At 36.2% G+C, this 13,920-nt stretch carries 10 protein-coding genes; 4 read left to right on the forward strand and 6 right to left on the reverse strand.

Annotated elements, in window-relative coordinates; all coding sequences use genetic code 11:
• Window positions 1–1,573 precede the first annotated feature (1,573 nt).
• The 4 genes from L647_RS0111450 (at window position 1,574) to L647_RS0111465 (ending at window position 7,640) form a co-directional block, all read left to right on the forward strand.
• A complete protein-coding gene (locus tag L647_RS0111450; protein ID WP_024611223.1) occupies window positions 1,574–1,936 on the forward strand; it encodes a hypothetical protein in 363 nt (120 codons plus the stop codon).
• The gene (locus L647_RS0111455) at window positions 1,933–4,266 is read left to right on the forward strand and encodes a fatty acid cis/trans isomerase (protein WP_024611224.1); all 2,334 of its coding nucleotides are present in this window, start codon (window positions 1,933–1,935) and stop codon (window positions 4,264–4,266) included. Before L647_RS0111450 ends, L647_RS0111455 begins: the two co-directional genes overlap by 4 nt.
• Before the next feature lie 129 nt (window positions 4,267–4,395).
• Window positions 4,396–6,129 carry a response regulator gene (locus L647_RS0111460; protein WP_024611225.1) on the forward strand — a complete coding sequence of 578 codons (1,734 nt, stop codon included), beginning with the start codon at window positions 4,396–4,398 and terminating at the stop codon, window positions 6,127–6,129.
• A gap of 101 nt (window positions 6,130–6,230) precedes the next feature.
• Window positions 6,231–7,640 carry an ATP-binding cassette domain-containing protein gene (locus tag L647_RS0111465; RefSeq protein ID WP_024611226.1) on the forward strand — a complete coding sequence of 470 codons (1,410 nt, stop codon included), beginning with the start codon at window positions 6,231–6,233 and terminating at the stop codon, window positions 7,638–7,640.
• Between the two features lie 48 nt (window positions 7,641–7,688).
• Here the strand turns inward: L647_RS0111465 and L647_RS0111470 are convergent, their stop codons facing one another.
• From L647_RS0111470 to L647_RS0111495, 6 genes are all read right to left on the reverse strand, one after another.
• Window positions 7,689–8,567, reverse strand: coding sequence for a TraB/GumN family protein (locus tag L647_RS0111470; RefSeq protein ID WP_024611227.1), 879 nt, complete (start codon window positions 8,565–8,567; stop codon window positions 7,689–7,691).
• A gap of 38 nt (window positions 8,568–8,605) precedes the next feature.
• Window positions 8,606–10,048 carry a HAMP domain-containing sensor histidine kinase gene (locus tag L647_RS0111475; protein ID WP_024611228.1) on the reverse strand — a complete coding sequence of 481 codons (1,443 nt, stop codon included), beginning with the start codon at window positions 10,046–10,048 and terminating at the stop codon, window positions 8,606–8,608.
• The gene (locus tag L647_RS0111480; protein WP_024611229.1) at window positions 10,029–10,703 is read right to left on the reverse strand and encodes a response regulator transcription factor; all 675 of its coding nucleotides are present in this window, start codon (window positions 10,701–10,703) and stop codon (window positions 10,029–10,031) included. Before L647_RS0111480 ends, L647_RS0111475 begins: the two co-directional genes overlap by 20 nt.
• Window positions 10,704–10,776: 73 nt before the next feature.
• Window positions 10,777–12,756 carry an LTA synthase family protein gene (locus tag L647_RS0111485; protein ID WP_024611230.1) on the reverse strand — a complete coding sequence of 660 codons (1,980 nt, stop codon included), beginning with the start codon at window positions 12,754–12,756 and terminating at the stop codon, window positions 10,777–10,779.
• Window positions 12,747–13,118 (reverse strand): diacylglycerol kinase, encoded by a 372-nt coding sequence (locus L647_RS0111490; RefSeq protein ID WP_024611231.1) that lies wholly within the window; start codon window positions 13,116–13,118, stop codon window positions 12,747–12,749. Before L647_RS0111490 ends, L647_RS0111485 begins: the two co-directional genes overlap by 10 nt.
• On the reverse strand, window positions 13,115–13,920 hold an 806-nt coding region (locus L647_RS0111495; protein WP_024611232.1), incomplete at its 5' end, for a sulfatase-like hydrolase/transferase. The genes L647_RS0111495 and L647_RS0111490, both read right to left, overlap by 4 nt.

The raw sequence follows: 13,920 nt of genomic DNA on the forward strand, positions 1-13,920 counted from the left end.
TCCATGCCGAACTCAGTAGTGAAACGAAACAGCGCCGATGATAGTGTAGCATTTGCTATGTGAAAGTAGGACATTACCAGGCTTCAAATTGTAGAAAGCCCGAATCTCACGATTCGGGCTTTTTTACGTCTGCAGGAAAGTGGGATGTGGATGAATAATGCACAACTCGTGCCATACACACTATTAATATCCCTTATTTCATTCGATTACAGCTCATGACCCACTTTCAAGAAGCCCACTTAGCTCACCAGTCTCAGCAATAGCGCGATAATAAGCAGCTTGAGAGAATGATAGTGCTATATTTATATTGTAACTCTCCATCGCTTTGGGCACTAAAGCATTCTACTGCGCGCACCGACTTTACATTGTAAAAAGCCCGAATCTAACGATTCGGGCTTTTTTACGCCTGAAGAAAAGTGAAATGTGAGGGGGTAACGTGCAACTTACGCCATTTAACCTTTGTATCAAATATTTTTATTAAATGCATTCGAACTCAATACTGAAACCTGATAAATGAGCATGCATAATATGCAAGTATGCTATTAGCTACGTGACCCTCAACCTCAGTAGTTACTATGACATTACCAAGGTTTACATTGTAGGGAGCCAAAATCTAATTATTCGGGCTTTTTAACTTTAAAATTGTGCCTTCATTTTATCGATTCTGATTTTTATTGTTCTAATCTCAATTTATGATCTGTTCAGTTATATAGTTTATAAAAATTTACAGAGCTCGTTTAGATAAAAATAGAATAATAAAGACTTAACAATGAGTGAAACTGAAAATCATACAAATAGTATTTTCTGTTGGTCAGAATTTTGTACACATAATTGGAAAGAAGGTAAGGCGTTTTATACATAATTGTTTGATTAGCGGTATGCGGATTAATCTATTGGAGAAGATATATTACACCATGCTACAAAAACAAGATGGTGATATAGCGGCTTATATAAAATACCTAAAGAGTAAGTTACTCCAGAGATATGAAGTCATTGTTTGGCTTATATTGCAGTCGATGATTGTGTTGTAAAAGCGAAAAAGCTAGATGCTTAAATTATTTCGGATCCTCATAATGTAATGAATGCTGGTTGTATACTTATACTAAAAAAACTGTAGGTACGACTGTTGCGCTATGGCAAGAAAATGAGTAAAAGGTTGTAATCTTAGATAAGCTAAATGCACTTTATTCTTGATAGAGGACGAACAATTTGTAGCATGCTTGAAATGACAAGTGATTAGCCTGAAGATACCTGCGATCATTGGATAATTTATTTATCAGTGAAAAACTGCGATATAACAATAAATCAGGTAATTAGTCTCGTGGTGAAATATGCGTATCTGATAGTGATATCCCTGATGTTGGTCGTTTTAGCATTATTTGCGATTATCAAGGCGCTGTATTTTCGGTGATCCAATCCGTAATGGATGACGTTTAAATTCTTCATATATTTATTAAGTATAAAGTGAAGTAAGCCTTATTCTTGATTTATTTGCATTAGCTTTAGCGTTAATTTACTCGCTAGTTTGTTATAATGCTTGTTAATTAAATCGTCAGCAAGTGCAGAGATCGCAATGGAATTTGAACAAGATAGCAATTTAACCCTCCCTTTATTTCTCCTTGATGAAACATTAAGTGAGAGAGATTTAGAGCAACCTGATTTTGAAATTTCCATTTCTCTAAATGATGAGTTGCTAGCCCAAATTTGTCAAAATCCAAGTGAAGATAGCAGTATAGCTATTACTGTAAGCGGTTATGAGTTACTTATTAGTAACTCTTTATATTTAAATATATTAGAGCAAGAACATGATGCGCAAATAACATTAACGCATGGTCCTCTTTTAAGTATTGTTTTAAATACTGAAGCTCAAAAAACATTCGTTTCACCACAAATGGATATGATGCCCACATTTGATTTAGGTGATGAGGACGAATGAAAAAAATAATAATAAGTACGTTTGTATTAATTATTCTTAGTGGTTGTGCATACTTAGGTAATGCTCATTACGACGATTTGTTTGGTCCTGAGCAAACGCAAGAACGTATTGTTCCACACTCTACACTTGCTGGTGCTTATTTTTTACAAAACGTAAAGCCAGTACTCGATACTCGCTGTGTGGTTTGTCATGGTTGTTATGATGCTCCTTGTCAGCTTAAGCTTTCATCTCCTGAAGGTATTGATAGAGGATTAAGTAAAGAGTTGGTTTATGATGGAACTCGTTTACTAGCGACAACCCCAAGTCGTTTATTATTTGATGCAACTAACACTCAACAATGGCGAGAGAAAAACTTTACGCCAGTACTTAATGAACGTGTACAAACCGAAGAAGCTAATTTAGCGGGTAGTGTTTTATTTAATAGTTTAGTGCTAAAGCAAAGTCATGAGTTACCAGAAAATGAAGTATTAGATGATGAGTTTGACTTCTCATTAGGTCGTTCGCAAACATGTGCCACTATGGGGGAGTTTGACAGGTTGGCTAATGATCAGCCTCATGCTGGTATGCCTTATGGTTTGCCTGGTGTATCTCGTGAGGAGTTTAATCATTTACAAAAATGGCTAAAAACAGGCGGCAAAATGTCGCATATTAAGCCACCAAGTAAGTTTGAGCAGAATAAAATAAAGGGTTGGGAAGCTTTTTTAAATCAAGATGATTTAAAGTATCAACTATCAGCTCGCTATATTTATGAACATTGGTTTTTAGCGCACGTATATTTTACGCCAGATAACCCTCAAAGCTTTTTTAAATTAGTACGCTCAAGTACACCTCCAGGTGAGGAAATACAGCTTATAAATACACGTCGTCCTTATGATGATCCTAAAGTTAGTCGTGTTTATTACCGTTTTATGCAAGAACGCACAACAATACTCTCTAAAACGCATTTACCACTTGAGCTTAATGAAGCTAAGTTATTACGTTTATATGAGCAGTTCATTGCACCAGATTATACTGTTAAGCAAATGCCTAGCTATGATCCTAAATCAGCATCTAATCCCTTTAAAACATTTGAAGTAATTCCTATTAATTCAAAATATCAGTTCATGCTTGATGAAGCTGAGCTAATTATAATGGGCTTTATTAAAGGACCTGTTTGTCGTGGGCAAATAGCTTTGAACGTTATAAATGATCATTTTTGGGTCGCTTTTGCTGACCCTAAAAAAGTGGCGACTCCTGCTGTAAGAGAGATGCTAATGCAACACGAAGAGGCTTTAGAGCTTCCTGCTGCAGAGGAGAGTAATGCGCTACCAATTTCGAGCTGGGTTAAATATTCAGTTCGCGAAGAAAAGTACTTACAAGCTAAAGTTGATCTAGCCAATAAAATGTTTAAAAACGGTGAGCATCTTACTACTGATTTACTTTGGCAAGGCGATGGTAATAATAAAAATGCAGCGTTAACAATCTTCCGTCATTACGACAGTGCAACAGTTGTGAAGGGCTTTATTGGTCAAGAACCAAAAACAATGTGGGTACTAGATTATGCATTGTTTGAGCGTATTCATTATTTGTTAGTAGCGGGCTTTGATGTATACGGGAATGTAGGACATCAACTTGTAACGCGTTTATACATGGATTTTTTACGCTTAGAGGGAGAGCAAAATTTCTTAGCATTACTACCTGAGCAAAAGCGTAATCAAATTAATAAAAGTTGGTATAGAAAGTCGCCTCCAAGCCTTTCTAAATTCTTTAAAAATAATCGAGATTTTAGTCAACCAAGTGGTATTGAGTATAAAACAGACGATCCTCAACACGAACTTTATGAGTTAATGAAAGAGGCTTTAGCACCAGTATTAAGTGAAAAATACGATTACACTAAAGTACCTAAAGATTTAAGTGTGATTAATACAATGCCAGCAAAAGCTGTTAACTTATTACCACAATTATCTTTTGTGTTAGTTAAGCAAGGTGATGATAGCCATAAGGCTTACACTATTATTCATCATAATGCGCACTACAATATATCTAGTTTATTAAACGAAGATGGACAGCGTGCCTATGAAGAAGATACTGCGACTATCGTACCTGGATTTATTGGTGATTACCCAGCAGCTATTTGGTATTTAAACAATGACCAGCAAGTTGCTGCTTTTTCTGAGCAGTTACCAATGATGCAAATAGAAGCTGATTACCGCGCATTAAAAACTAAGTTTGGTATTCGCCGTACACACCCACAATTTTGGCAATACAGTGATATTTTACATAACACAGCTAAAAAATATCGAGGGGTTGAATATGGTATGTTTGATTATAACCGATTAGAAAATCGTTAAATTAAAGTCAGTGGATTAATATGAAACCCAGTATTTATATACTGGGTTTTTTATGAATATAATCATTATAAGTCACGTATTAGTTTTTAAAATATGAGCTACACTTAAAACAAAAAAACAGGTCTAAATATGTTTAAAGTTGTAGAAAATATTCGTACTCGCTATAGATGGGCATTAATCAGCATTGCATTACTTATCAGTTTATCTGCTTCACTTATGCAGTATTTCTTTTCAGAACAACGTTTTGACGCAAAAATTATAAATATCGCTGGTAAACAGCGTATGCTTTCGCAAAAAATAGCATGGCATAGTGGCGCCATACTTTCATCACCTAATAAACTCCCTAAGCATGTCCATTCTTTAAAAGCGTCAATCAATCTATTTGAAAGTGCGCATAAAAGCTTGCTCTCAAAAAACGAAAGCGGCGATTATGTATATTTAACTCCAGAATTAATTAATTTATATGAATCGGAGCCTAATAGTCTAGATTCCCAGATTAAATTATTTATTAAAGAAGCCAATAATTTGCTGTATCAGGAGGGGGAAGTTAATACGCAAATTTTCTCAGTTGAATATGTCGAAGAGCTATTAAAACGGTTAGATCTCGCCGTTAGCTTATTTGAAAAGCAAGCGGTAGAAAAAGTCAATTGGGTCTCTAATTTTGAGTTGTTATTTTGGCTCATAGCTATGATATTACTGTTAGTTGAGCTCAGATTTGTATTTATACCAATGGATCAGAAGATACATCACACACTAAAAAAGTACCACAAGCAAAAAGAATTATCGAAACAAGTTAGTAAAAACAAAGAGCATTTTATTGCCAGAGCAAGTCACGAATTTAGAACGCCGCTGCAAGGTCTTGTAGTTTCTATTGAAGAGCTAAATATTTCAAAAAATCAGCAAAATATTAAAAATCAAGCAATGTACTGCGCTCTAAGATTAGTCGCAATGCTTGATGAACTACAAGATTTACAAGCTTTAAGTTTAGGGCATTGGGCTTTAAAATCTAAAAACGATAACTTATTAAAATCATTAGAAAAAGTATTAATTGCCTATGAGTATGGCTATACACAAAAGCGCATCAAATTAGTAACCGCTCTTGACTCAACTCTTAATTGCACTGTAAAAATTGATCACCAACGTTTACAGCAAGTCCTTACAGAGTTACTTGGTAACGCTTTAAAGTTTACAGAACAAGGAGAGGTTAATGTAACGGCAAAACTGCGTAACGATCAATTAATAATTACAGTAGAAGATACCGGAATAGGTTTTTCAAATCCTGTTCGTACTTCAGGCTTTGACTCTTTAAATCAAAATAATCATTTTCAAGGGCTCAGAACAGGTCTTGCTCGCGTTCAATATATTGTTAAAGCTTTTAATGGCGATATACAATTTGAAAGCAATAAGTCAAAAGGTGCTTTAGTAACCCTTCAAATTCCAATAGTGACTAAGCAACTTGAAGTTTCAAAAAATGCATTACTTCCATCAACACTACATTGCTTAGTTGTTGAAGATAATCCTCTTAATATGCTTGTTTTAACACGTGTTCTAGCATCGCTAGGCTTTAGTTATGAGTGCGCTGAAAATGGTAAGGTTGCTTGCGAAATGGTGACTAAAAAGCAATATGACGTCATCTTTATGGATTTAAACATGCCTGTTATGGATGGTTTTGAAGCAAGTAAAGCAATACACATTTTTGATGATGCTATACCTATTGTGGTTGTTACTGCTAATACCTCTGAGAATGATATTGCATATGCAAACGAGTGTGGGGCACAAGATCATATTTTTAAACCTATAGATAAACAAGCAATTATTGATGTGCTAACTCGTGTGTTTAATCGAGAAGTAGCTGACTCTTAAGCTTTAATGTTTAAGTGATGAAAACTCACTTGCTAAGCGCTTTCAAAATACGTTAATTTATAATTTTAATATTTGCTTAGGATCTTAGTGTGCAGTCGATTGTGCAATCAATTCAATTTCAGCAATTTAATGGCTATCTACAAGGGCAAGGTAAAAGCCGATATAGTATTCATAATTTAAGCTGGCAAGTTAATCAGGGCGAACATTGGCTGCTATTAGGCGCTAACGGTGCGGGTAAGTCAGCATTAACAGCTGCATTAGTAGGTGAAGCCAAGTATGAAAGTGGCCGAATGGCAAGCACGTTTAAAAACTTACAACTTGTTTCATCTGATGCGCAAAAACAGTTGTTAAATAAAGAGCTTGAAGGAGAAAAGCTTAGCGCAGTAGAGGAGCTTATTTTTACAGACCAAAACTACAACGCCGGTTTACGAGAGCAGCTTATTAAACTATTTAAGTTTAATGAATTACTAACTCGGCACTTTAGAGATCTATCAACTGGTGAAACACGCAAGCTTTTACTAATTAAAGCACTGAGCTCAAATGCAGACTTAGTTGTGCTTGATGAGCCATTTAACGGACTTGATGTGCAGTCTTGCGAGCAGCTTAATAAAATACTCACAGAGCTTAGCCAAACAGTTACTTTTGTTTTTGTATTAAATCGTCTAGACGAAATTCCTTCATTCATTACTCATTATGGTTATGTTAACCAAGGTTGTTTGTTAAATACTTTGGCAAAGCCAAGTAGTGAGCAATTAAGTGATTTACTAAAACTACTACACTTAGAACATACTTCATTGGATGTACCATCTCCTGATATCGAGCAAACTCAAAGTGTATTTACAGGTGATATTTTAGTTAAATTGAGCAATACCAAGGTTAGTTATAGTGATGTTTCCATATTCAAAAACTTGAACTGGACTATAAAAAAACATCAGCATTGGCAACTTAGTGGTACTAACGGTTCAGGCAAAACTTGTTTATTAAATTTAATAACCGGTGATAACCCACAGTGCTACAACAACGAAATTGAAGTGTTTGGTTTTAGACGTGGTACCGGAGAGAGTATTTGGGATATAAAGCAACATATTGGTTTTATATCAAATGCGCTACATATGGATTACCGCGTAAGTATATCGGCTTTAAATACTGTTATTTCAGGATTTTACGACAGCATAGGTTTATATCAAAAACCGAGCGACGCACAAATTAATATTGCTCAACAGTGGCTGGCATTTATTGGTTTAAGTGACAAACAAAATACCTCATTCACTCAGCTTTCGTATGGCGATCAGCGTTTACTTTTAATTGTACGCGCTATGGTAAAGCACCCAACGTTACTTATTTTGGATGAACCTTGTTTGGGCTTAGATGAAGCAAACAGACAGCGAGTATTGCTACTGATAGAAAAAGTTTGTGCTGCTAATACGAGTACTGTGATCTACGTAAATCATCATGCGGCAGACAAAATTAAAGGAATAGAAAGTTACTTAAAAATGGAAGATTTCAATTAAAACGGAGAAAAAGGTTGAGAGAAAGCTCGCTCAACCTATTCTTCAACTTTAAAGGCGAGTAACAGTAAAGCCTTTGTCTTGTAATTGCTTAAGTAAACCATACTGCTCAGGTAAATGTAGGGCGCCTACTGCAATAAATAGTTGCTCGTTCGCTAAGCGTGGAGTTAATTGCTTAATCCAATTATTGTTGCGGTTTATTAGCATTACTTGCTCACTAATTTCACCATAGTTACTATCGTCAAAGCTTTTATTATAATAGTCAGTTAGTGTTTTCATATCGCCATTTTTCCATGCATTTACCAACTTAATAAAATATGTTTCTATGTCTGCAAGCTGTTCAAATGTTTCTTCAATCATTTCGTTATTAAGTAAATCCATACCATCAAACATTTGTAACTGCTGTTCCAATGTTTCTAATTCACCAACTTTTATGTCCTTGGTTTTAGCGTAAGCAAGTACTTGCTTATCAATTCCTGTTTTATCTGAGTAACCAGCATTTTGAAACTCAATTTGCATCATTGTGATCATTACAGCCCACGGTTTTAAACTATTAAACATGGCAATATCAATCGACTTTTTAGCAAAGTAATCTTTAAGCTTGTTGTAATTTTGTTTTGAAAGTTCAGTTTGCAGTGTTTTACCATTAGTAAGCATCATAAACGGCATAGAACGTTGTTGCATTTCTATTGGTGTAAGTTTGCTAATATCAACTTCCACAATGACCTGCTCGCTATCATCAATGGCATCGGTTACATTTTTTGGCAAGCCTTTCATGCTTGCATCGCCTACATGTACGGTGCCAAATAAGTAAGAGTTAACGCCGTTTTTTTCTATTTTGTACAAAGCCGGATCAGCATAGCTGTTAAAGCTAAATGCTATAAGCAGACTCATAATAAAAAAATGACTTATGCGTGGCAGAATATTCATAGTTTGTCCTTAAAATCAGTGGTTAAGTTAGATAAATCTTAGTCTAAATTTAAAGGTATCGTTAAATTTAGTGTTAGGGTATTTTTATTAGTGTTTTTAGCCTCTATTTTAAAGCCATTTAAATTACATAAACTTTGCACAATAGAAAGCCCTAAACCATGGCGCTGATTATTCGTTCGCGATGAATCTAGTTGATAGAGGGGATCAAAAATAGCTTTTAATTGCTCATCATTTAGTGGTGCTGTGACTTTATTACTTAATGAAATAATTGTATTTTGATTATCATTAAGTGCGCTTAGTTGTATTGGCTCGTTTGTTAATCCATAAAAGAGCGCGTTATCGATGAGATTACATAAAATAGTATTTAAGCTAAATTCGTCAGCAATAATTACTACTTTATTTGTAATAAGGTTATTTAAGCGTTCTTTAATTTTTGGGTGTTTAAAGGCTAATTCATTAATACTTTGATTTACTAAGTTATTTAGAATTATATTTTGTGTATTTAATTCTATTGCGCTATTTGATGAGCGCTGCAGTAGCAATAAGTTATTTACTATGGTTTTCATACGTTGAGAAATACTGAGTATATCGCTTGTGTAAGTATCACTAATGCGTTTGTCGTCAGGATAGCGAAGAGCTACCTCAGAGAGACTTATTAATTCAGCTATGGGGGTTTTTAGCTCATGTGCAATGTCGCTCGTTAGCCGTTTTTCATTACTATAAAGTTGTTGGTTAACTGTAATGAACTTATTGAGCTCGTTACGTATAGGTTCTATTTCTTCTACTTTAAAGTCGCTTTCTATTGTTTGTGCAACACCGGTGATATCGAGTAACTTTATTTGGTCGTTTAAATTGTGCAGTGGGTACAAACCTTTATTTACAATTCGGGTAACTAAATAACGCACACCAAATACACCAAACACGCAGGTTAAAATAAATACCACATCAATAATAATAAGTACTTTATTAAGCTCTGAGGTAGGCGCTGCAATAGCAAGAGTCATGGTATTAAAAACAGCCGAATGAGTTGGGTTTCTATCGTCTTTTTGGGCTACAAAGTGACTTATTAGTGCGCGACCGTCACGCCCGTTGGGGAGTTCGTAATCTATAATTTTAGATTCGTTTATCGGCATTTCTAAAAAGGGCAGGTTAGCATCTTTATAAAGCTCTAATGAGTCAGAGCGCTCAAACACATCACTGCCATGCCAAAGTTGGTAAAATTCACTTGCATCTGCTTTTTCATATTCAGACATAAACTCGCCAGCAAAATCAAATTCAACTACGTTGTTGTCATCCTCAACTAAGGTTTTTAAGTAGTTAGCTTTATTCGTTAAAGACTGATTGAACTGATCCTCCACCCAAGTATCAACACTTAAATCAACAGTTAAAAATATGGTGAATAAAATTACCGAAAGCACAGCACTAATATTATTAACGAGTTTACGTTTAATTGAGTGATTTTTATTTTGTTGTTGCGACATAGCCAAATCCACGTTTATTTTTTATTGGGAGCTCGCCATCAACTTGTCTTACTTTTTTACGTATGGTTGAAATATGTGCTTCAAGCGCATTTTTAGAGAGCATATCGAACTGACCAACTATCGCTTCACTTATAAGTTCCAGCCCTAACACTCGTTCGGGAGCATTAAATAAGCATTCTATTATTTTATATTCATTACGAGTGAGCTCAATGGTATGTTGTTTATAGTGAAGTGTTTTAAGCGAGAGATCCAATACGCAATCACCTACGGTCAGTGTATTTTGTTGGTTTTGCAGTGAACCACGACGAAGTAATGCAAGGACGCGAGCATGGAGCTCTTCAAACGAAAATGGCTTAGTTAAATAATCATCAGCGCCTTTCATAAGGCCGCTAATTTTATCTTGAGGCTCACTTCTTGCTGACAAAATAAGCACGCGACTTTGGCTATTACTGCTGCGAAGAGCTTGTAAAATACTCATGCCATCTACACTGGGTAGCATTAAATCAAGTACGAGTAAGTCATAGCTTCCACTAAGTGCCATGCTTAAACCTTCTGAGCCATCACCAGTTTCATCTACGGTAAAACCAAGGTTGCTAAAACCAACTTGTAAGCTGCGCCTTAGTGCTTCGGAGTCTTCAATAACGAGGATTTTCATGTTTACTCGGTTTATAAAAATAGCCTTGTTACTTTAACAAGGCTTTATTATCAAGTCACTGCAAGAATAATAACTAATGGTACCAGCCATTTGTGTAGGCTAAATTACCTAGATTGGCATGGGCTAGGGCTTTTTTTATCAGTTGCTCATCGTTTTTACACGGCACAAGTTGGTTATTACTATAAGTATATGTTGTTGCTGGTTTTTGCGGTTGTAACACGACCACTTTATTATCGTGCATATAGGCAAAGTTTTTATCGTATTGCATCATTGCGCGTTGTTTGTTGTTGCTAATTGGCTTTGATAAATCATGACCTATCATTGGGTGCTTGCCACTTGCGCCAATTAAAGATAGTAAAGTAACAGGAATATCGAGCTGGCTAGCTAGTTGGCTATCGCGTTTATGGGTAATGTTTTTACCAAAAATAACGGCCGGAATTCTAAAGTGATCAACCGGTACTAAACTCGCCCCAGATACGCGGGAGTCGTGATCGGCAATAACTATAAATACGGTATCATCCCAGTAGCTCGATTTTTTAGCTTTTTTGATAAATGCGCCTAGCGCGTAATCTGCATACTTTGCTGCATTATTACGGGTTTGTTTTTGTTTATCGTACAGCGTTATTTTGTCGTCAGGAAAGTCATACGGGCTATGATTAGAGCTTGAAAATATAAGACTTAAAAATGGTTTATTTTGTTTTTTAAGCTTAGTAAGTTCTATATCAGCTTGGTCGTATAGGTCTTCGTCTGATGCGCCCCACGAGCCATTAAAATCTATTTTATTAAAGTTATTAGTATCAACAATATCTTTAAAGCCATTGCCTAAAAAGAAGCTTCGCATGTTGTCAAAATGACTTTCACCACCATAAATAAACTGCGTGTTGTAATTTTGCTTCGCTAAAAAGTCAGCAATGGTAAAAAAATCACGTTGTGATTTATCAAGCTTAACAACCGCACGCGAAGGTGTTGGTGTAAATCCTGTAATTACCGCCTCAATACCACGAACAGAGCGTGTACCTGTTGCGTATAGATTATCAAATCCCCAGCCTTGTTTATAAAGGGCGTCGATATTAGGTGTAAGGGGTAAACCGCCAAGTGTTCCTACATAACGTGCGCCTAAACTTTCTTGTAAAATAATGACTAGGTTTTTTGGTTTACCTATATTGCTTGCTGCATGAAACGTTTTTGTTGGGGCGGTTACATCATTAAATGCAGCCTGCGTATTTTGCATATTACTGCGCACAATACTAAGTAATTCATCGGTGGGCATTTTGCCGTAATAGTCTTGGCTTGATTGCTCGTTAGAGAGTTGCTTTACTGCAAACGCGACGCTATAAACCGAGTTAAGGGTTAAATCGTTAAGTAAGTGATCAGTAGAGAAGGAGACCATGGCTGGGTTAAGCGGTCTGTGCCCTAATGAATTACGTGCACCTAAAATAGTTAAGCTCACTAAAATGAGCGCTAAAATTGATTGATTTAGCTTTGTTAATGATGACTTGTTTTGCCATTGATGACTAAAGACTTTGCTCGCAAATTTACAGCTTAAAACAAGCGCTATAACAGCAATAAGTACCTCCAACTTGTAGCCTGAAAAAATCATTTTTGAGACTTCTTTAGGGTAAATTAAATACTCTATAAATAAGCGGTTAGGGCGCAAGTCATACTCGTTTATAAACGTAGGCGTAATCACTTCAAAAAAAACGAGTAAAGCAGATATCGTCAGTAAGTAAATTTTAATTAGGCTGCGTACTTTATTTTGCCATCCTATGCTTTGCATCAGTAAAGTAAGTAGCAATGCGGGCATAATAATGTAGCTTAGAGTGGCTATATCAACTCTTAAACCACCTATAAATATAGATAACCACGCATGCGATCCAAATACACGTTCGCCTTGCCATACACTTAACCCAAAGCGAGCAAGTGTTAAAAAGCCAAGTGCTAAAACAGCAAATACAACAAAAATCCATACAGGGCCAAGTGCATTTTGTACCTTAGGTATTACTTTAAATATTAACCTCGTTATTTTAGGTATAAAATTTAGCTTTATGCCCATAACACAGCCCACCAAATAAGTGCGGTAATTAACATGGCTATAAACACACTGGCAGAGGCAATATCTTTAGCGAGACCCGAAAGCTCATGGTATTCGCTGCCAATCCTATCAACTACAACCTCAATTGCCGTATTTACAAGTTCAGCAAACAATACAAAAAGCAGGCTGGCGATAAGCAGTAATTTATCGCTCAGTGCAATTTCTTGTAGCCACACAAACACACCAAGTAATGAAAACAGTGCTAGCTCTTGTTGAAACGCCGCTTCAAATCGACTCATCCATTTTAAGCCGTTAAAAGAATGGCTTAAGGTAAAAATAAGACGCATTAAGCCTTGGCGCTTTATAACGGTTTTATTACTCATCGTTTTATTTCGCTTGGTGTTGTTTGGCAGCTAGCAAGTAAATCAAGCGATGCTTGATACGTTTTGCTTTTAATGCCAATTAAATTTAAAAGGGTGTGAAAAATATTATTGTGTGAGCGTGCTGCACTGGTATCTAAATTAGCTAAACAGGTATTGGTAATGCGCTGGTTATGCTCATCAGCCCATATATAAAGGGGTACATGCGTTTGTGTGCTAGGTGCAAAGCTATACGGAAAGCCATGCAAGTAAGCACCGCCTTCGCCAAGTGATTCACCATGATCCGAGATATATAAAAACTGCTTATCTATGTTGTTTGGCAGCGTTTTTAATTGCTCAATTACTTGGGCGTTAACAAAGTCGCTGTACGCAATTGTGTTGTCGTAGGTATTAACTAATTCATCGAGTGAGCAGTTTTGAATGTCGCTTCTGTCGCACGTGGGCGTAAATTGCTTAAATTTATCTGGGTAGCGTTTAAAGTAGGTTGGTCCGTGTGACCCCATCATATGTAGGACGATAACGGTGTTAGCTTGGCTTAAATTAGCGAGTTTGCGTCTAAGTGGAGCAATAAGCGCTTCATCAAAACAATATTTTCCATCGCAAAGCGCTGATGGGGTGGTTGGGATATCAATGTTAACAACACGAGTGCATACGTTCTTGCAGCCGCTGTTATTATCAACCCACAGTACATCGCTGCCTGCTTGTTGTGCTAAGTCCATCAGGTTTTGTTGGTTGTCGGCTGCTAATCGATCAAAGTTATCTTGTGTTTGCAATGAAAACATACACGGCACAGACACTGCGGTGG

It is taken from the genome of Pseudoalteromonas sp. TB64 (genome assembly GCF_000498095.1).
GTDB lineage: Bacteria > Pseudomonadota > Gammaproteobacteria > Enterobacterales > Alteromonadaceae > Pseudoalteromonas.

What these genes read in the sequence shown, in the direction of transcription:
- L647_RS0111455 (WP_024611224.1), top strand. Translation starts at nt 1,933, where the DNA reads ATGAAAAAAATAATAATAAGTACGTTTGTATTAATTATTCTTAGTGGT.
- L647_RS0111450 (WP_024611223.1), top strand. Translation starts at nt 1,574, where the DNA reads ATGGAATTTGAACAAGATAGCAATTTAACCCTCCCTTTATTTCTCCTT.
- L647_RS0111490 (WP_024611231.1), bottom strand. Translation starts at nt 13,118, where the DNA reads ATGAGTAATAAAACCGTTATAAAGCGCCAAGGCTTAATGCGTCTTATT.
- L647_RS0111480 (WP_024611229.1), bottom strand. Translation starts at nt 10,703, where the DNA reads ATGAAAATCCTCGTTATTGAAGACTCCGAAGCACTAAGGCGCAGCTTA.
- L647_RS0111475 (WP_024611228.1), bottom strand. Translation starts at nt 10,048, where the DNA reads ATGTCGCAACAACAAAATAAAAATCACTCAATTAAACGTAAACTCGTT.
- L647_RS0111485 (WP_024611230.1), bottom strand. Translation starts at nt 12,756, where the DNA reads ATGGGCATAAAGCTAAATTTTATACCTAAAATAACGAGGTTAATATTT.
- L647_RS0111460 (WP_024611225.1), top strand. Translation starts at nt 4,396, where the DNA reads ATGTTTAAAGTTGTAGAAAATATTCGTACTCGCTATAGATGGGCATTA.
- L647_RS0111470 (WP_024611227.1), bottom strand. Translation starts at nt 8,567, where the DNA reads ATGAATATTCTGCCACGCATAAGTCATTTTTTTATTATGAGTCTGCTT.